Annotated in this window: 15 protein-coding genes; 7 read left to right on the top strand and 8 right to left on the bottom strand. The window is 57.8% G+C overall.

The genetic code is table 11. The features are described from left to right. Positions 1–86 precede the first annotated feature (86 nt). From G536_RS0113635 to rfbD, 4 genes are all read left to right on the top strand, one after another. Positions 87–272: a hypothetical protein gene (locus G536_RS0113635; RefSeq protein WP_022824158.1), complete on the top strand. Its 186-nt coding sequence runs from the start codon at positions 87–89 to the stop codon at positions 270–272. Positions 273–324: 52 nt separating this feature from the next. Then, a complete protein-coding gene (locus G536_RS0113630; protein ID WP_022824157.1) occupies positions 325–1,188 on the top strand; it encodes an alpha/beta fold hydrolase in 864 nt (287 codons plus the stop codon). Between the two features lie 54 nt (positions 1,189–1,242). Beyond that, the gene (locus G536_RS27810; protein ID WP_022824156.1) at positions 1,243–2,151 is read left to right on the top strand and encodes a TIGR03915 family putative DNA repair protein; all 909 of its coding nucleotides are present in this window, start codon (positions 1,243–1,245) and stop codon (positions 2,149–2,151) included. Positions 2,152–2,236: 85 nt separating this feature from the next. Next, the gene (rfbD, locus tag G536_RS0113620) at positions 2,237–3,088 is read left to right on the top strand and encodes a dTDP-4-dehydrorhamnose reductase (protein ID WP_022824155.1); all 852 of its coding nucleotides are present in this window, start codon (positions 2,237–2,239) and stop codon (positions 3,086–3,088) included. A gap of 87 nt (positions 3,089–3,175) precedes the next feature. Here the strand turns inward: rfbD and G536_RS27805 are convergent, their stop codons facing one another. After that, complete coding sequence (locus G536_RS27805; protein WP_022824154.1) at positions 3,176–4,417, bottom strand: MFS transporter; 1,242 nt, start codon at positions 4,415–4,417, stop codon at positions 3,176–3,178. A gap of 114 nt (positions 4,418–4,531) precedes the next feature. After that, positions 4,532–5,467 carry an AraC family transcriptional regulator gene (locus G536_RS0113610; protein WP_022824153.1) on the bottom strand — a complete coding sequence of 312 codons (936 nt, stop codon included), beginning with the start codon at positions 5,465–5,467 and terminating at the stop codon, positions 4,532–4,534. A 221-nt stretch (positions 5,468–5,688) separates the two neighbouring features. Here G536_RS0113610 and G536_RS0113605 point away from each other — a divergent pair, with 221 nt between their 5' ends. The 3 genes from G536_RS0113605 to G536_RS0113595 all read left to right on the top strand — a co-directional run bounded on the left by G536_RS0113605 (position 5,689) and on the right by G536_RS0113595 (position 8,208). Next, positions 5,689–7,215: an aldehyde dehydrogenase family protein gene (locus tag G536_RS0113605; RefSeq protein ID WP_022824152.1), complete on the top strand. Its 1,527-nt coding sequence runs from the start codon at positions 5,689–5,691 to the stop codon at positions 7,213–7,215. Between the two features lie 325 nt (positions 7,216–7,540). After that, positions 7,541–7,762, top strand: a complete 222-nt coding sequence (locus G536_RS32205; protein WP_157530619.1) for a hypothetical protein — start codon at positions 7,541–7,543, stop codon at positions 7,760–7,762. A 35-nt stretch (positions 7,763–7,797) separates the two neighbouring features. Then, entirely contained in the window at positions 7,798–8,208 is a 411-nt protein-coding gene (locus G536_RS0113595; protein ID WP_022824150.1) for a DUF779 domain-containing protein, read from the top strand. 376 nt (positions 8,209–8,584) lie between these two features. Here the strand turns inward: G536_RS0113595 and G536_RS0113585 are convergent, their stop codons facing one another. From G536_RS0113585 to G536_RS27800, 6 genes are all read right to left on the bottom strand, one after another. After that, a complete protein-coding gene (locus tag G536_RS0113585; protein ID WP_022824148.1) occupies positions 8,585–9,049 on the bottom strand; it encodes a DUF4440 domain-containing protein in 465 nt (154 codons plus the stop codon). A gap of 89 nt (positions 9,050–9,138) precedes the next feature. After that, positions 9,139–9,681: a YMGG-like glycine zipper-containing protein gene (locus tag G536_RS0113580; protein ID WP_026880160.1), complete on the bottom strand. Its 543-nt coding sequence runs from the start codon at positions 9,679–9,681 to the stop codon at positions 9,139–9,141. A gap of 221 nt (positions 9,682–9,902) precedes the next feature. Beyond that, a complete protein-coding gene (locus G536_RS0113575; protein ID WP_022824146.1) occupies positions 9,903–10,820 on the bottom strand; it encodes an alpha/beta hydrolase in 918 nt (305 codons plus the stop codon). Positions 10,821–10,849: 29 nt separating this feature from the next. Continuing rightward, positions 10,850–13,132, bottom strand: coding sequence for a glycoside hydrolase family 3 C-terminal domain-containing protein (locus G536_RS0113570; protein ID WP_022824145.1), 2,283 nt, complete (start codon positions 13,130–13,132; stop codon positions 10,850–10,852). Between the two features lie 101 nt (positions 13,133–13,233). Beyond that, positions 13,234–14,877, bottom strand: a complete 1,644-nt coding sequence (locus G536_RS0113565; RefSeq protein ID WP_022824144.1) for a carboxylesterase/lipase family protein — start codon at positions 14,875–14,877, stop codon at positions 13,234–13,236. A 23-nt stretch (positions 14,878–14,900) separates the two neighbouring features. After that, the gene (locus tag G536_RS27800) at positions 14,901–17,291 is read right to left on the bottom strand and encodes a glycoside hydrolase family 3 C-terminal domain-containing protein (protein ID WP_022824143.1); all 2,391 of its coding nucleotides are present in this window, start codon (positions 17,289–17,291) and stop codon (positions 14,901–14,903) included. Positions 17,292–17,541 lie beyond the last annotated feature (250 nt).

The following is a 17,541-nucleotide window of genomic DNA, read 5'->3' as shown; positions in this document are numbered from 1 at the left end:
GGGTTTCGGAAGTGCTGACAAGAACAACAACTAGATTTTCCTTGCCTGAAATACCTGAAAACAAACCATCTGAAACCACTTCTACCATGACCATCTCTCATCGCGCTGCCGACGCGTCGGCCGCTAACCTCGAAGCCAATCAGCCCAACAAAGTAGCTCGCATTGCTTGCTGCTGTAAGTTATCGGACTTGCTACCGCTGGTGCAGGAGTTACACCGCGAGGCTGCTCGTACCAACGCCGCCCAGGCTTCGCAACGCTCCGAGGCCGCCTGAAAGTCGGTAGCTCCACCGCAACTTTGCGAGCTGCAAGCGGGTACGCGGTGGTATGGACTTCGAACTTGAGCACCACTACGTTGCTACCAACGGCATCACGCTGCACGTGGTTGAATGCGGTCCGGCTGACGGGCCGCTGGTAGTTCTGCTGCACGGTTTCCCGGAGTTTTGGTACGGCTGGCGCCAGCAGATTCCGGCGCTGGCCGCGGCGGGTTACCGCGTGTGGGTGCCCGACCAGCGCGGCTACAACCTCAGCGACAAGCCTAGGGGCGTGGCTGCTTACCGCATCAACCAGCTAGGCGCCGACATCCTCGGGCTGCTGGATGCGGCCGGCCATACTACGGCAGCTGTGGTGGGGCATGATTGGGGTGCGGCCGTGGCGTGGTGGCTGGCTGCTAACCATCCGGAGCGGTTGAAGCAGGTGGCCATCCTGAACGTGCCGCACCCGGCTGTGCTGGGCCGAGCCCTGCGTCGTGCGCCCCGGCAGCTACTAAAGAGTTGGTACATATTCTTCTTTCAGCTGCCTTGGTTGCCTGAGAAGATGATTCGGCGGCGGCAGTACCGGTTCGGGCGAGGGGCCTTGCGGGGTACCAGCCGGCCCGGCACGTTCTCCTCCGACGACCTGCGGGAGTACATCAATGCCTGGTCGCGCCCTGGAGCCCTAACCGGCATGATTAATTGGTACCGAGCCGCCTTTCGGAGCCCGCGCCGGGCGGGCAGTACGGGCCGGATAACGGTGCCGGTGCGGTTGTTGTGGGGCAAGCAGGATGGTTTTCTGGAGCCTGTTTTGGCTGAATTAAGCGCAAAGATGTGCGACAACGCCGAGCTTACGTATTTCGACAAGGCCACGCACTGGCTGCACCACGAAGAACCTGAAGCCGTAAACAAGCTGCTACTGGAGTTCCTGAACAGCTAACCTGTGGCTGCTTCAGCCTCGTTTCTGGTGCCAAGCAACCATCAACCTGACCCAATGAGCCGTTCCCTGACGCCCAATAACCGCCGTGCCACTACCGCCGTTGCAACCAATGCGTCCAGTTCGCGGCGGATAGCACCGGAGCTAAGTAATGCGGCGCTGGATTATGCTTACGACGGCTCGTTTGAAGGCTTGCTGACCGTGTTATTCACCGTCTACGACCGGAAATCGGCTCCGAATAGTATTCAGCCGTTGGGGGCAGTGCAAGGCGGCCTGTTTGCTATGCCAGTGCAGATTGATACTGACGATGCCACCGCTGCCCGCGTGTGGGAAGGCCTGCTGCGCTACATGGATAAAGAAGCGCGCACTCGGCTATTCCACACATTTCTGAGTGAGCAGTCCGACCGAGAACTACTGATTTTCCGGTACGCCGATTTAGCCATGCGCGCCGGCCGCGACATCTCCGACAATTATGCCGACGATAATGTGCGCCGCGTAGCCAGCATCGCGCAGCAGATGTACCGCGAGAAACACCGTATGGAGGCCTTCGTGCGCTTCGAGAAGACTTCAGACGGTCTGTTTCACGCCACCATCGACCCGGACTTCGATGTGCTGCCACTGATTGCGCCCCATTTCACCAAGCGCTATGCCGACCAGCGTTGGCTGATTTTCGATAAGCGCCGCCGCTATGGGCTGTACTATGACCTTCAGCGTACCGATATAGTGGAGTTTGAAAGCACCGGCCCACAGCGCAACACTGCTATTTCGGCCACGGTGCTGGATGAGCGGGAGCCGTTGTTCAAGCTACTCTGGCAGTCGTACTTCGACCATGTGAACATTCCGGAGCGCAAGAACATCAAGCTGCACCGCCGCCACATGCCGCTGCGCTACTGGCGTTACCTCAGCGAAAAGCAACCCCGCGAGCAACGCTTCGAGCCTATCAAAAACAAGCGGCCAATAGGATAGGGTTTTTGGCGGGGCGCCAAAAGCGGTAATTTGCACCGTCGATACGGCGCGCCGGTGGTGGCGGGCCGCAACCCAACCTATTGTTATGAGTAGCACACTCGTTTTCGGGGCCTCGGGCCAGCTTGGTCAGTGTTTGAAGCACGTTGCAACGGAGAGAAACAACGCTGGCCTGATTTTCCTGCCGGAAGAAGAAGCCAACATCCTGGATTTAGGGATGCTGCAAAAGGCCTTCGAGCAGTATAAACCCGCGTACTGCATTAACTGCGCCGCCTATACCGCTGTGGATAAAGCCGAAGACGATGTGGACATTGCTCGCAAAGTCAACAAGGATGGCGCCGAGAACTTAGCCAAAATGTGTGGCCAGTACGGCACCACGCTTATTCATATTTCCACTGACTTCGTGTTTGCCGGCACCGGCAACCAACCGCTAGTGGAAACCGACGAAGCCGCGCCCATCAGCGTGTACGGCCTCACCAAGCTGGAAGGCGAGCAAGTAATTCCACCGCACACCAACCAGCATTTCATTCTGCGGACCAGCTGGCTGTACTCGGAATACGCCAACAACTTCGTGAAAACCATGCTTCGCTTTGGACGGGAGCGGGAGGAAATGCGCGTTATCTGGGACCAAGCTGGCACGCCTACCTACGCCATTGACCTGGCCGGCTGCATCCTCACCATCATCGAAACCCAAAATCAGCAGTACGGCATCTACCACTACAGCAACGAAGGCGTTACGTCGTGGTATGATTTCGCGCATACCATCTTCGAGTTGGGCAACTTGACTGTGCGCACCGTGCCCATCCGCACCGCCGAGTACCCTACCAAGGCCACCCGCCCCGCTTACTCCGTGATGGACAAGACCAAGGCCAAAACTCAGCTCGGCGTGGCTATTCCACACTGGCGTGACAGTTTGAAGGTGTGTATCGGGCGGCTGTAGAACTGTTTTGACGTGAAAACGCCCGTGCTTTTTCAGAAGTACGGGCGTTTTCTATTTTCGAGTAGGATGTTGAAGCCACACTCCGGCTTACTGCGTTACTGCTACATCCTTGCTGCGCCCGTAAAACCGGTTCACTAAGTACGCCAAGCCAACAAATCCTAAGCCTACACCACATACGCCGGGCCACTGAAAATGGTCCCAGGCGAGGCCACCGAGGAAGGAGCCAAGCGAGGCCCCCATGAAGCTGGCAGTCATGTACACGGTGTTGAGGCGGCTGCGGGCTTCGGGTAGCAACGTGAAAATGCGGGTCTGGTTGGAAATGTGGGTTATTTGCTGGCCGACGTCCAGGATAATAACGCCTACCACTAAGCCTGCCAGGTAGTATCCGCCAAACCCGAGCAGCACATACGCCCCCAGAAACAACAGAATCCCGAGCGTAATGCCGTAGTCGGGGCCTTTGCGGTCAGCGGATTTGCCGGCGAAAGAGGCGGCAAACGCTCCACTGGCTCCAATTAGGCCGAAGAGGCCGGCTACATCAGCGTGGTAATGATAGGCGTCGCTTTCTAGGAAGAACACTAGCGTGGTCCAGAAGGCGCTGAAACCGCCAAACATGCACAACCCTACTAGGGCCGAGCGGCGCAACGTAGGCAGCGTGCTGGTAAGCGTGCCTAACGACCGTAGCAAGCTGCCGTAGCTACCCGCGAAGCTGGGTTGGTTGCGTGGCAGCATGCGGTACAGCGTAGCAGTAAGTAGCACCATGATACCAGCGCCCACCCAAAACATAGTACGCCACCCAAGGTGCAGGCCCACGTAGCCACTGATGGTGCGGGAAAGTAGAATCCCAATTAGCAAGCCACTCATCACCTTGCCCACCACGCGGCCCCGCTCTTCGTCACTGGCCAACGAAGCGGCCATCGGAATCAGGAGCTGCGGCACGGCCGAGAAGATACCGATAAGCAAGCTAGCTACTGCCAGCAGCGCAAAGCTAGGCGCCGCTGCCGCTCCCGCCATACAAACGGCCGCTGCCATGATAAGCGCCAGAATCAGGCTTTTCCGCTCCCGTTTGTCGCCGAGTGGTACCACAAACAGTAGCCCTATCGTGTAACCAACCTGCGTAATGGTGGCAATTAGGCTCACCCCGCTTTCAGAGAGCCCAAACGTGCGGCCGATTTCGGCGAGCAGCGGCTGGTTGTAGTAGATATTAGCGACTACCAGCCCGCAGGTAATAGCCATTAGCCACACCAGGGCCGGAGCGAGTGGTGCAGTTGGGGTAGTAGCAGTCTGGGTGGTTTGGGGGGGCTGCGGTGCAGCTAGTACTGGTTCTTGCATGAGGTACACGGCCGCCGGATACGTCAGCAGCTTTTTAGCCTCACATAACCCGCATCAGGGGTGGAAGGTTGCGGCGGAGCTACTAGAAGCTGGCCGCTCAGTGGTTACGCCCCGTTAGGCACCGCCCGTGGCGTGCTGCTTCCGGTACAGGCCCGGTGTCATGCCTTCGTATTGCTTGAACAGCTTCTGAAAGTATGCTGTGTTGTTGAAGCCAGCTCGGAAACACACATCAGCCACCGAGTTGAGCGGGTTGCGCAACAGGCGCTTGGCTTCGGCAATGCGCTCCTGAATGATGTACTCGATGGGAGTGAAGCCCAACTCGCGCTTGAACACCCGGAAGAATGTGGCCTTGCTCATGCACGCCAGCTCGCTGAGCTTTTCCACCGTAATCTGCTCGGTGAGGTGCTGCTTGATGTACTGCACCACGGCCGCAAATCGGTGGGAGGTGAGGTGTTGAGCGTAGTTATGAAATATCAATTGGCGGGCCTGGGTCTGCATCAGGCGCACCAGCATTTCCTGAATGGTGAAGGTGGCCAGCACGTCTTTGATGCGGCCACTGTCGCGGGAGAGCTGCACCAGGCGCTCCAAGGTGCCGGTTAGCTCGGGTGTGTTTTGGAAGTGGGCGTGGTCAAGGGTGTCGAGCTGCCAGGCCATGTGCTCCTCGGCGCGCGGGTGCTTCTCGTTGAGCAAATCCACGGTCTGCCGGATGGTATCTGTTGGGATGGCGACGGCCAGGCACTGGGTGGGATTGTTTTCGTCGGCTTCGGGGAAGTCGATAACCATTGTTTCGTCTTCGCCCACAATCACCGACTCGCCGGGCAGATACTCGAAGGCCGGCCGGCCCGCCAAGTGCATTACCTTCTTGCCTTGCAGCATGGTAGTCAGCACCACGTGGCCCATGCTCAGCGGGACCTGATGCGCCGTTTGGTGGGTTTCAAACACGTTCAGCTCGAAGGCATTTAGCGAATACACCGTACGATTCTCAACCAGCGTGGAAAGCTGGCTGGCTTTGCTTAAGGCAATAGGGGCAGGCAGGTGAGACTGGGGCATAAGAACAAATACACTAGCGTGAAACCGACAAAGCAGAACGAGCAGCAGTTGTAAGCCCAAGATAGTGAGTCATTACTTACATGCTACGAGGTCGTAACAACTCAACGGCAAAAATGAGTTGCAACTTGCGACAATAGGCGGCTTTTGTGAGAGAATATTACAGCTAAACTAGCAGGTTAGGTGGCTAGCTTGGGATAGTCAAACTAACCTCGTTCTACCTAATGGAAACCCTCGAAAAACCCACCACCCTCACGGCACGCCCGCAGTTCAAATCGCACTACGACAACTTCATTGGCGGCAAATGGGTGGCCCCAGTGAAAGGGCAGTACTTCGAAAATCCTTCGCCGATTGATGGCAAGGCGTTTTGCAAGGTAGCCCGCAGCACCAAAGAAGATATTGAGCTGGCCCTCGACGCCGCCCACGAGGCGTTCAAGAGCTATAGCAAAACGTCGGCTACGGAGCGCAGCAACATGCTCAACAAGATTGCCAACGTCATCGAGGAAAACTTGCAGCACTTAGCCGCCGTGGAAACCGTGGAAAACGGCAAAGCCATCCGCGAAACGCTGAACGCCGACTTGCCGCTGGTAGTGGACCACTTTCGTTACTTTGCCAGCGTCATTCGGGCCGAGGAAGGCAGCGCCACCGAGCTGAATTCCACCACCTTGTCGATGAACATTCAGGAGCCGCTAGGCGTGGTGGGCCAGATTATCCCTTGGAACTTCCCGCTGCTGATGGCCACCTGGAAGCTGGCTCCGGCGCTGGCCGCTGGTTGCTGCGTGGTGATGAAACCCGCCGAGCAGACGCCCGCTTCCATTATGGTGCTCATGGAGCTAATTCAGGATCTGCTACCCGCGGGCGTGGTGAACGTAGTGAACGGCTTTGGGCTGGAAGCTGGCAAGCCGCTGGCCTCGTCGCCGCGGGTGCAGAAAGTGTCGTTTACCGGCGAAACCACTACCGGCCGCCTGATTCTGCAATACGCTGCCGAAAACATCATTCCCGTAACGATGGAGCTAGGTGGCAAGTCGCCGAACATCTTCTTTAGCAGCGTAATGGCCGCCAATGACGACTTCCTCGACAAAGCCATTGAAGGCGCGGTAATGTTTGCGCTCAACCAGGGCGAAATCTGCACTTGCCCCTCCCGCATGCTGGTGCAGGAAGACATCTACGACGAGTTCATTGCCCGCGTGATTGAGCGCGTAAAAGCCATCAAGCTCGGCAACCCGCTCGACACCGATACTATGATGGGCGCCCAAGCCAGCAACGACCAGTTCGAGAAAATCCTGAGCTACCTGGAAATCGGGAAAGCCGAAGGAGCAGAGGTGCTGACCGGCGGCGACGCGTATCAGCAGGAAGACGGTGCGCTGGCTGAAGGCTACTACATCCAGCCTACGGTGTTCCGCGGCCACAACAAGATGCGCATCTTCCAGGAGGAAATCTTCGGCCCGGTACTGTCGGTAACCACCTTCAAAACGGTGGAAGAAGCCATTGAACTCGCCAACGACACGCTCTACGGCCTCGGGGCTGGCGTCTGGACCCGCGATGCGCACGAGCTGTACGAGGTGCCCCGCGCCATTCAGGCCGGCCGCGTGTGGGTGAACTGCTACCACGATTACCCAGCGGGTGCGCCGTTTGGTGGTTACAAGGCCTCCGGCTACGGCCGCGAGAATCACAAGATGATGCTCAGCCACTACCGCCAGACTAAGAACATGCTCATCAGCTACAGCCAGCAGAAGCTCGGCTTCTTTTAAGCAAAGGCGGTGAATAAGTGAAACCGTGAGTTGCTGTTCCGGCAAGGCTTTTAGTCGGAACAGCAACTCACGGTTTTGTTCTTCGCTACTATAGCTGAAGCCACGCAACGCAGGTAGAGTGTTGTGCGTCAATAAGAAAACGTACACCTAACCGACCGGACTTATGCCTGCTGTTGCGAAGTGCTCGATTGTAGCAGTGTTGATGCTGGCTGGCAGCATGCATGCGCAGGCGCAGCTCTTGCCAATTCCTGGTGCGAAAAATCCAAACTGGTCGTTGCTAAGAAAAAGGACCCTAGAACCAACACAAATCCGGAGCAACGACCGGATGCCTAATTCCACATTCTTGGGCCCGAGTGGTGCCGGGAATCATCGTTACTACTGGGATGCTCGTCGGCAATTGCGGTACGAGTGGGAAACCCGGTCCGGCAGCGAGGCACCGGATGATTCCGTAACGGTGCACGACGATGGTACGGGTACGGTGTATACCTATCGTCAACTTTCGCTGCCAGCTGCGCCTCGCCAATGGCGCCGTATTCCTGGCAAGTAAGCCGGACAATCTAATTTCACTGATTTGCTTCTTTTATGCCCACCCAACCCACCGCCCGCGTCCTCGTAACCCAAGCCGCCGAAGCTACTATTGACGTGTTGCGCGACGAGCACGGACCGCTGATGTTCCACCAAAGTGGCGGCTGCTGCGACGGTTCCTCGCCGATGTGCTTCACCAAAGGCGAGTTCCGGGTGGGAACCAACGACGTGTGGCTGGGCCAGATTCATGGCTGCGACTTTTTCATGAGTGCCAGCCAGTTCGAGTACTGGAAACACACCCAACTCACGGTAGACGTAGTGAAGGGCCGTGGCGCCAGCTTCTCGTTAGAAATTCCGCTCGGCGTCCGGTTCCTGATTCGCTCCCGCCTGTTCACCCAGGAGGAAGAGCAGAATATGGCCCTAGTGTATGACGGCGAAGAATACCTCACGCGGCCAACGGAAGCGTAGCAGACGTGACTATAAGCAACGCTAAAAAGCCCCCGACAACCTAGTTGCCAGGGGCTTTTTAGCGTATAGAGCACATGCCCGAAAACCTTTTAATGCAAGTAGATACAAGCGTTAGCCTAACTGGCCTAGGCGTATTACTGCTAGCAAAACATGGTTCGCCACTCCTGGAGAGCCTGGATATACATACGCGGTGGCAAGTACAACTCGTGCTTCCAGATGGGAGTAGTATCGAAACAACGGCCAGTATCGAAGGGATATCACGTCCAATCGAAAATGGAGAAGTTGCTGCTGTCGAAACGCGAGCTTTGCTGATAGCCGAAGCCAGTATAACAACGGTGCCGACCGGCACTAGTGTTATGCTGCGAGAGCTTAACAGCTAGTTTCTAACGCGTACCGGCAGGCCTTCGAGCTGCACGTAGCTGAGCTTCCAGGCGTTTTTGGCGTTTTTCTTCCAGAGCAGAATGAAGTTGCCTTCGCCCTCGCCACGCGGCATGTTCGGGCCTTCGGGTACTACTTCGGTGGAGAAGGTACCGGCCTCGTAGGCGGTTTGGGTGTCGGTACCGGAGCTGGTGGCGTAAGTTTTCAGGTCGGTGATGGTGCCCAGCGTGGCGCGCACCCACTTATCGGATACTTCCGACTTGCCTTTGAAGTGCGTTTCGCCCTGCGAATACTGAATATCGTCGGCGAGGAGCGTATCGAGTTGGGCGGTGTTGCGGCTGTTCCAAGCCCCGATAAACTGCTGGTTGAGGGTTTGCACGTTGACAGCTTCGGCGGGCTTTTTATCCGTGGAGCAAGACGCCAGAGATACTGCCGCGAGCAGCAAGCTGAAATAGGTTTTCATGGGTTCAGGGTTTGGTAGGTAAGAGGTAAGCGGGATGAAAAACCCCAAGCGCTAGGGCTCGGGGTTTTTGAAAGAACGGAACGGATAGACTACCAGCTCTTGCGACGTACTTCCGAGCTAGGATACGCCGAGGCACGGTCGCCATACGAAGCGTTAGACAGATAAGCACCGCTAGCAGCAGTAGGCGCGTAGGCAGCCTGGCTGTTGCTGTTCAAGGTGTACATCACGCCAGCGGCGGGAGCAGCGGCCAAAGCAGCAGCTGCAGCGGGCGAAACCGAGGGAGCAGCCGAAGTTCTGGCTACTGCGTTGCCTTTCGCAACACCGGCACGGTACGCAGCCACGCGGCGGGCTTCAGCGCGGTTGGCGGCGGCTACCCGGGCGGCTTCAGCTTTGCGCTTGTTGTCGGCATTCTTCCCAATCACATAGCCGAGGCCAGCCCCAGCAGCACCACCCACGGCACCACCTACTACCCGGTTGCGCTTGTTGATGATGGCACCAGCGGCAGCACCACCCAAACCACCAATTACGGCACCCTTAGCGTGGGAACTGATGCGCTTTTGAGCTTGGGCATTGATGCTGAAAACCGAGGCGAAAATCATTACCAGAGCGAGAAGCAAACTGACCTTTTTCATGACAAAGAAATTTAGAGTTTCAAGAAACATTCACTCACTTGAGAGGGAAGTTTACAAGCACCGTGCCATTACGCTTGATGAGCTTGCAGGGTTGAGAAAAACTATACAATTTCCGGAATCAATAAATATAGTTAGAAAGCTGGTTTCAGCCTCTAAACAACAGAGCCCCTGAGAGTTTGTCTCAAGGGCTCTATGGCATAATAAAATTTTAGGCGGGCCGCTTATTTCGCGAGCCAGCCGTTGGCGTCCATCCAGTTTTGCAGCCGGTCTGTCCAGTTGTCTTTGGTGGTTTTGTTGTTCATGCCGAAGCCGTGGCCGCCCTGCGGGTAGAGGTGCATTTCGGCGGGTACTTTGTGGTACAGGCAGGCTTCGTAGAACCGCAAGCTGTTCTGCACCTTCACCGTTTTGTCGTCGGCGGCGTGCACCAGGAAGGTTGGTGGGGTTTGGGTGGTTACCTGTAGCTCGTTGGAATACAGCTTGATCTGGTCGGCAGATGGAGTGCTGCCGATGAGGTTGTTGCGTGAGCCGCCGTGCATCAGGCTATCGGAGAAGCTGATAACCGGATAGAGCAGCATCAGAAAATCGGGCCGGACGGAGGTGTTGGTTTTGTCGTCGCCTACGGGTTTGACGAAGTGCGTACCCGCCGTGGAAGCCAGGTGCCCACCCGCCGAAAAGCCCATTAGGCCAATGCGGGCCGGGTTTATGTTGAACTCGGTGGCCCGCTGCCGCACTAGCCGGATGGCCTGTTGCGCATCAAGCAGCGGCGTAATGCTTTTGTCGGGCTGGCTTTGGTCGTTGGGCAGGCGGTACTTCAGCACAAAAGCCGTAACGCCCATTTCGTTGAAACGTTTGGCTACGTCGTACCCCTCGTGGCCCATCGCAAGCATGGCGTAGCCACCGCCAGGGCAGATAATGACGGCCGTGCCATTCGCTTTTTCCTTGGGCGCCCGAAACACGGTTAGGGTAGGCTGCACCACATTGGACGCCCGGACTCTGCCATTTGCCTCGGTTACTACTTTCTCTTGCACCTCACTCGGCTTGGAGTTCGGGATAGTGATAGAGTAGATGGAAATAACCTGTTGGGCGTGCAGCAAAACGGACGAACAGCTAAGTAAGGCAATAAGGAAAAACGCTTTCATGCAAAAGATAAATGGAGAACGGGGGTGAGTTACAGCTTGAAATTGCTGGTTTGCCGAATGTCGCGTGAGGAACTGCCTACAAGCACTTCAAACTGACCGGGTTCCAGCACAAATTGCTTGGTCGCCTCGTCGTAATACTGAAACGACTCGGCGGGCAACTGCAAGGTTACAGTTTTTGCTTCACCAGGCTTCAGAAATACTTTCTCGAAAGCTTTCAACTCTTTCTCAGGCCGTTTCACGCGGGCCTGTGGGTCTTTTACGTACGCCTGCACCACCTCGGCTCCGGCAGTCTTGCCGGTGTTGCGCACTGTGAGCGTAACGGTGGCGCTTTGCGTGCCCGGTTTCACACTGAGCTTGCCGTACTCGAAGGTGGTATAGCTTAGCCCATGCCCGAAGGCGAATTGCGGAGCTACTTTATAGGTATCGAAGTAGCGGTAGCCTACAAAAATATCATCCTTATAGGTTTGCTTGAGAGGGTCGCCGGGGGTGCTGGGGTATTCGCCGAGCTTGAGGGCCGGCGAGTCTTCCAGCTTCACAGGGAAGGTGAACGGTAACTTACCCGAAGGATTTACATCCCCAAACAACACGTGCGCAATGGCGTTGCCGCCTTCCATGCCAGGGTACCAGGCTTCCACCAGCGCCTTGGTTTGCCCCACCCACGCCGACACGTCAATCGGGCCGCCACCCAGCAACACGACCACCGTATTGGAGTTGGCTTTAACCACGGCTTGCACTAGCTCGTCTTGCCCGAAAGGCATGTTCATGTCGGGCTTGTCGACGCCTTCGGCATCGTAGGCATTGTCGCTCCACTTGCTGTAATCGTAGCCGTGGGTGGAGCCGCCTACATACACCACTACGTCGGCAGCCTTGGCAGTGGCTATGGCCTGAGCAATCAGCTGCGGATCAGCTTTCTGGTCGCGGGCAATTTTGTAGCCGGGCGAATAGGTGATGGTGGCAGTATTACCCAAGGCGTTTTTGAGGCCTTGCAACGGCGTTATTTCGTACTTGGCTTTTACTTGCGCACTGCCGCCACCCATGGCGTTTTCACGGTCGGCATTGGCCCCAATAACGGCAATGGTTTTCACCGTTTTTTTCAGCGGTAGAAAGCCTGCCTCGTTTTTAAGCAGCACGATGCCTTCCTCGGCCACTTTGAGCGCGGTGGCTTGGTGCTCTTTGGTGTTGTAGGTGCCAGGCTGGCGCTTGGCCCCGTCCAGCATGTTGGTGGCGTACATTACCCGCAAAATGCGCCGCACTTTGTCGTCGAGTAGTGGCACCAGCTTCGGGTCTTTCTTGATGGCTTCAAGGGCAGCATCAGCCAAAAAAAACTGGTCGTAGAGGCTGCGGACGGCGGTAGGAGCGGTGCTGGCCGTGGCGGCGCTCTGGTCAACGCTCTTATACATCAGGGCCAGGTCGGTACCCATTTCCAGGTCGGTGCCGTTGCGTAGCGCCTTCTGAGTGTCGTGCACCGAGCCCCAGTCGCTTATCACCAAGCCTTTGAACCCCCATTCCCCTTTGAGAATGTCGTTCATGAGGTAGGCGTTTTCGGTGGCCCAGGTGCCCCGAAACTTGTTGTAGGAGCCCATCAAGGTGTAAGCACCGCCCTGCTGCACGGCAGCCTTGAAGCCAGGCAGGTAGATTTCGCGCAGGGCCCGCTCGCTCATCGTTACATCGACATCGTTGCGGTGCGCTTCCTGGTTGTTGGCCGCAAAGTGCTTCACCGAAGCCGCCACTCCCTGATCCTGCACACCTTTGATGTAGCCCACCACCATCTTCGATATCAGGAAGGGGTCTTCGCTGAGGTACTCGAAATTGCGCCCGTTCAGGGGCGTCCGGATGATGTTGATACCAGGACCCAGGATGATGTCTTTGCCCCGAAAATTAGCCTCGCTGCCCAATACGGACCCGTAAGCGTAGCCCAACGCCGGGTTCCAGGTGGAAGCCAACGTGTTGTTGGTGGGCATATAGGTACCGGCGTCATTGGCGTTTTTCACGCCTTTCCAGTCGCGGCCCTGTTCAGGACGCACCCCGTGCGGACCGTCGGACGTCATAATCTCAGGGATGCCCAACCGCTTGATGCCCCCAGCTGCAAAAGCCGAGTTAGCATGAAGCATCGATACTTTTTCTTCCAGCGTCATTTTCTGGATGAGGGCATTGATTTTGGCATCGTTTACCAGCAGGGCCGCTTGTTTGTTGGACGCAGCAGTGGTGGCTTTGGGCGTAGCAGTGGGTTTATTTTGAGCTAGACCAGCCGTGGCAGTAGCGCACACCAGCGCTGTGCCCAGCAAGGCCGTGAAAGGAAAGGGGTGGGACATGGAAATAGAGAAAAGTGAGAACGTAGCAGGCTGTTGGGTTGAGTGCAACCAGCCCTATGTAAAAGCCGCGGCCGGATTACCCGAGCCGCGGCGGTGGAAAGCTATTTGCTGGCTTGCTGGTCTAAGAACAGGTAGCGCGAGCGGTTGGCATCAGGCTCCACGCGGGTATTTACGTCCACTCGTAGCACCTGTGCCCCGTCGCCGGCTTTAGCGGCTGGCCAACTAGGCAGGCCTGCCCCGTTGGGGTTGCCGGTTTTAATGAAGTTGACGAAGTAGCTCTGGAGCGTGGCCGACACCTTGTAGTCGTCAGGGGTCCAGGCGTACACTTTGTTGCTGCCCAGGTTGCCCAGCGCGTACTCGATTTCAGCGGAGTGCACGGCTCCTTTGGCTGGTGGAGCTTTGGGGGCCCCGGCTTCCTGTTTCACCACGCCGCCGGCCAGCCCAGCGGTGGCGTTGCCCATTTCTGGGGTCATGGCAGGGCGGGGGCGGGCGTAGAGGTAGCGGTACACCGGCTGCCCACCGGTTTGCAGGTGCGCGTCGGCCCACTTCCAGGTGCTGTAGGCAATGAATCGGTCACTGGCTAGGTCAGTGGCGGCTTGCTCCACTTGGGTGTCGGTGGTGGCGGGGTAAAGCTTCTGGATTTCCGTGGCCTGCTCGCCGTACTGCTTTTGCAGCGCTTTGGTGTAGTTTTCTACGGTTGGTTTTTCCGGACCCAGCATGGCTTGATAGCCCATTTCCTGCGAGTTCCACCCCACGAGTAGCGGCACATGTGCCTGCTCGCCCGCTGCAAACGTAGCCGCGGGTTTCTTCACTAAAAAGTAGTTGTCGAGGATGGGGCCGAAGCGCGGGGCACCGGGTTTACCGGTGGCTTCCAGAACCTGTTGAGCCGGTAGGGCGCGCAGTGTCGCCAAGGAGCTAGCCCCGAGGCTAGTGGCAAAGGCCACCCCGTTTTTCTCGGCTTCCGTCAACGACAATGGACCAAAGCCGGTGTTCAGCATCGAGCCGCTTTCCCCAATGGCCCGCGCAAATAGCGTCTTCGACAACGGCGAAGCCATCTGCGCACTGACCGACATCGAGCCCGCCGATTCGCCGGCAATGGTTACCTGCTTGGGGTCGCCACCGAAGGCGGCAATGTTCTGCTGCACCCAGCGCAACGCGGCGGTTTGGTCTAGGAAGCCGTAGTTGCCGGAAGCCTGGTTCGGCGACTCTTTCGTTAGCTCAGGATGCGCAAAAAAGCCGAACACGCCCAGCCGGTAGTTCACGGTTACGGCCACAATACCGCGGCGGGCCATGCTGGCTCCGTCGTAGCGCGGCTCCGAGCCGTCGCCGGCCTGGAAGCCTCCACCGTAGAAGTACACCATTACCGGCAAGCCCTTCTGGCCAGCTTTGGCAGGCGTCCACACGTTCAGGTACAGGCAGTCTTCGCTCACGCCGTTGGAGCGGAAACTCATGTCGCCAAATAAGGGCAACTGCATGGCCCGCGGCCCAAATTGCTTGGCTGGGCGCACGTTGGTCCAGGCCTGTACAGGCTGAGGTATCTGCCACCGGAGTGGGCCTACGGGCGGCGCGGCAAAGGGTACGCCTTTGAACACACGGAGGCCGTTGTCGGTGGTGCCTTCCAACGTGCCCTGCGCTACTTTTACTTGCGTAGCGGCCGGAGCAGTGGCAGTAGTTTTAGAAGATTGTGCAAACACCAGAGTGGGAGTTGGGGCGAGCAGCAGCGGCAAAAGCCAGATCAGTTTCATAGGGGTAGGAAGTAGGATGAGGGCTATTTAGTGGAAGCTTTCATTTCAGAAATAGCTGCTTGAGGTGCTAGTAATTTGCGACTTTTTTCTACGATTAATTGCTTAGGCAACGCAAACGTGGCCGTTTGCCGCACGTTCCTGGAAGACGCTCCCGCTTTCACCGTGTATGTGCCCGCATCGGTTATCCAGGCTTCGGCCGCAGTATCGAACGAGGCAAGGTCGGAGGCGGTCAGCGTGAAGGTGAGTGTTTGGGACTGGCCGGGCTGGAGCAGCTGGGTTTTGGCAAAGGCCTTCAACTCGCTTTCCGGCTTAGCCAGCTTGCCCGCCGGGGCACTCACGTATAGCTGCACCACTTCCTTGCCCGCTACTCGGCCGTTGTTGGTAACGGCTATGGTAGCTGTTACCTGGCCCGTGGCCGTGGGCGCACTGAGCTTGAGTGGGCCATACCCGAAGCTGGTGTAGCTCAGGCCGTAGCCGAACTCGTAGGCTGGCTGAACCCGGAAGGTGTTGTAGTAGCGGTAGCCCACGTAGATACCTTCCTCATACGTGTTTTCGGAGGGGACACCCATCATGGGGTTACCTGATTTTTGGTTACTGCTGGGCAGTTCCTTGCCCGGAAAATCCTGGGCGTAGGGCACGTCGGAATAGGCTACGGGGAAGGTGGTGGCCAGCTTGCCTGAGGGGTTGACTTTGCCGCTGAGCACGTCGGCTACGGCGTGGCCGCCTTCCTGGCCGGGCTGCCAAGCCAGCAGAACGGCATCGGCCTGGTCGCGCCAGCTAGCCACTTCGGTTACGCCGCCCACGTTGAGCACTACCACCACCTTCTTGCCCTGCGCATGAAAGGCCGTGGCCACTTGCTTCAGCATAGCCTGTTCGGTGGCCGTCAGCGCGAAGTCGTCGATTACTTTTCGGTCGCCACCCTCGCCGGCACTGCGCCCGATGGTAACCAGGGCCACGTCGGCGGCTTGGGCTTGCTGCTGCACCAGGGCTGCATCCAGGGGCATTTCGGCAATGATGGGGGCGGGGTCGAGCAGGCCTTTGGTCTTGGGTAGTTTGGCTTTCTCGACTTTCAGATACTGGTTATAGGCTTGGCTAAGCGGCGCGTTCATCACTAAGCCAGCGGCGGTTAGGCCCTGCGCCACGGACACGGTGTAGGCTCGGTTCACGTCGCCGCTGCCGGTGCCGCCCGCAATCAGGTTGTAGGAGGTGTTGCCGAAAGCCGCCACCTGCCGGCCCGCTGCCAGCGGCAGCGTCTTATTTTCGTTGCGCAGCAGCACCATGCCCTCGGCGGCGGCCTGGCGGGCCACGGCGGCGTTGGCTTTCAGCGGCGGCTGGCTGTCGTATTTCACTCCTTTGAACGTCGGCGACTGAAGCACCATGTTCAATACCTTGGTCACGTTGGCGTCGAGTTGGGCAGTGGTCAGCTGGCCGCTTTTCACGGCGGCTAGCAGGGCCGCCGTTTGGGCGCTACTACCGGGCATAAGCAGGTCGTTGCCGGCTTGGAGCTGCGCCACCGGGTTTTTGCCGCCGTACCAGTCGGTCATCACCAAGCCCTTGAAACCCCATTCCTGCCGCAGCAGGGTGGTCAGCAGGTCGTGGCTTTCCGAGGTGTAGGTGCCGTTAAGCAGGTTATAGGACGACATTACCGTCCAGGGCTGTGACTTGCGCACCGCCAGCTGGAAGCCGCGCAGGTAGATTTCGCGCAGGGCCCGCTCACTCACTTTGGAGTTCAGGTTCATGCGGTTGAATTCCTGGTTGTTGACGGCGAAGTGCTTGATGGACGTACCTACGCCGTTGGCCTCCACGCCGTTCACGAAAGCTGCCGCCACGTTGCCCGTTACCACGGGGTCCTCGGAGTAATACTCGAAATTGCGGCCACCCAGCGGATTTCGGTGGATGTTCATGCCCGGGGCCAGCAGCACGTCAATCCCGAAAGCGCGCACCTCACGGCCAAACGCGTTGCCCACCTGGCGCACCAGCGTAGTATCCCAGGTGGAGGCCAGCAGCGTAGCCACCGGAAACGCGGTGGCGTAGTAGGTTTTGGTGCTGTCGCCGTTGCGGATGGCTTCAATACGCACCCCGGCGGGGCCGTCGGAAAGGGTCAGGGACGGAATGCCCAGCCGGGCAATGGCGTGGGTACGGCCCGCCGCGCCGGGCACTTTCTCGGGTGTTTTCCGGTCTTCGGGGTCACTGGGAGGCAATATGCCTTCGGGGAAACCCGCGGGGTAGAAGCCCATGCCCACCACCAGTTTGACTTTCTCTTCGGGCGTGAGAGCCGCCAGAATTTCTTTGAGGGGCGCTTTGCCGAGCTGCGGCGGCCGTTTGGTTTGTGCCACGGCGGCGAAGCTGCCCAGCAGCCCCAGCGCAGCCAGTGGCCAGAAACGAACGAGACGAGAACAAGTGGTAGTGGGCATGTGGGGGATGGGGAATTGTATGCGGTGAGAGGGAGTGAAAAGCCCGGCGTGCCGGATGTAGTATCGAATTGTAGAGTCAGTGAGAATTATATCAGCCCGTCGTGCAGAGGCGGAGCCGAAGCATCTCGCGTACTGATGTTGAGTTAGTAATCCAGTGTCAGCAGGCGAGATGCTTCGGCTGCGCCTCTGCATGACGTTCCTTAAGTTTGCCTTGATGTGACATTAGCCAGAGCCTTATTCCCCTCTCTAT

Source organism: Hymenobacter norwichensis DSM 15439, from assembly GCF_000420705.1.
In the GTDB taxonomy this organism is placed as follows: domain Bacteria; phylum Bacteroidota; class Bacteroidia; order Cytophagales; family Hymenobacteraceae; genus Hymenobacter; species Hymenobacter norwichensis.
This window is presented reverse-complemented; position numbering and strand designations above follow the sequence as displayed.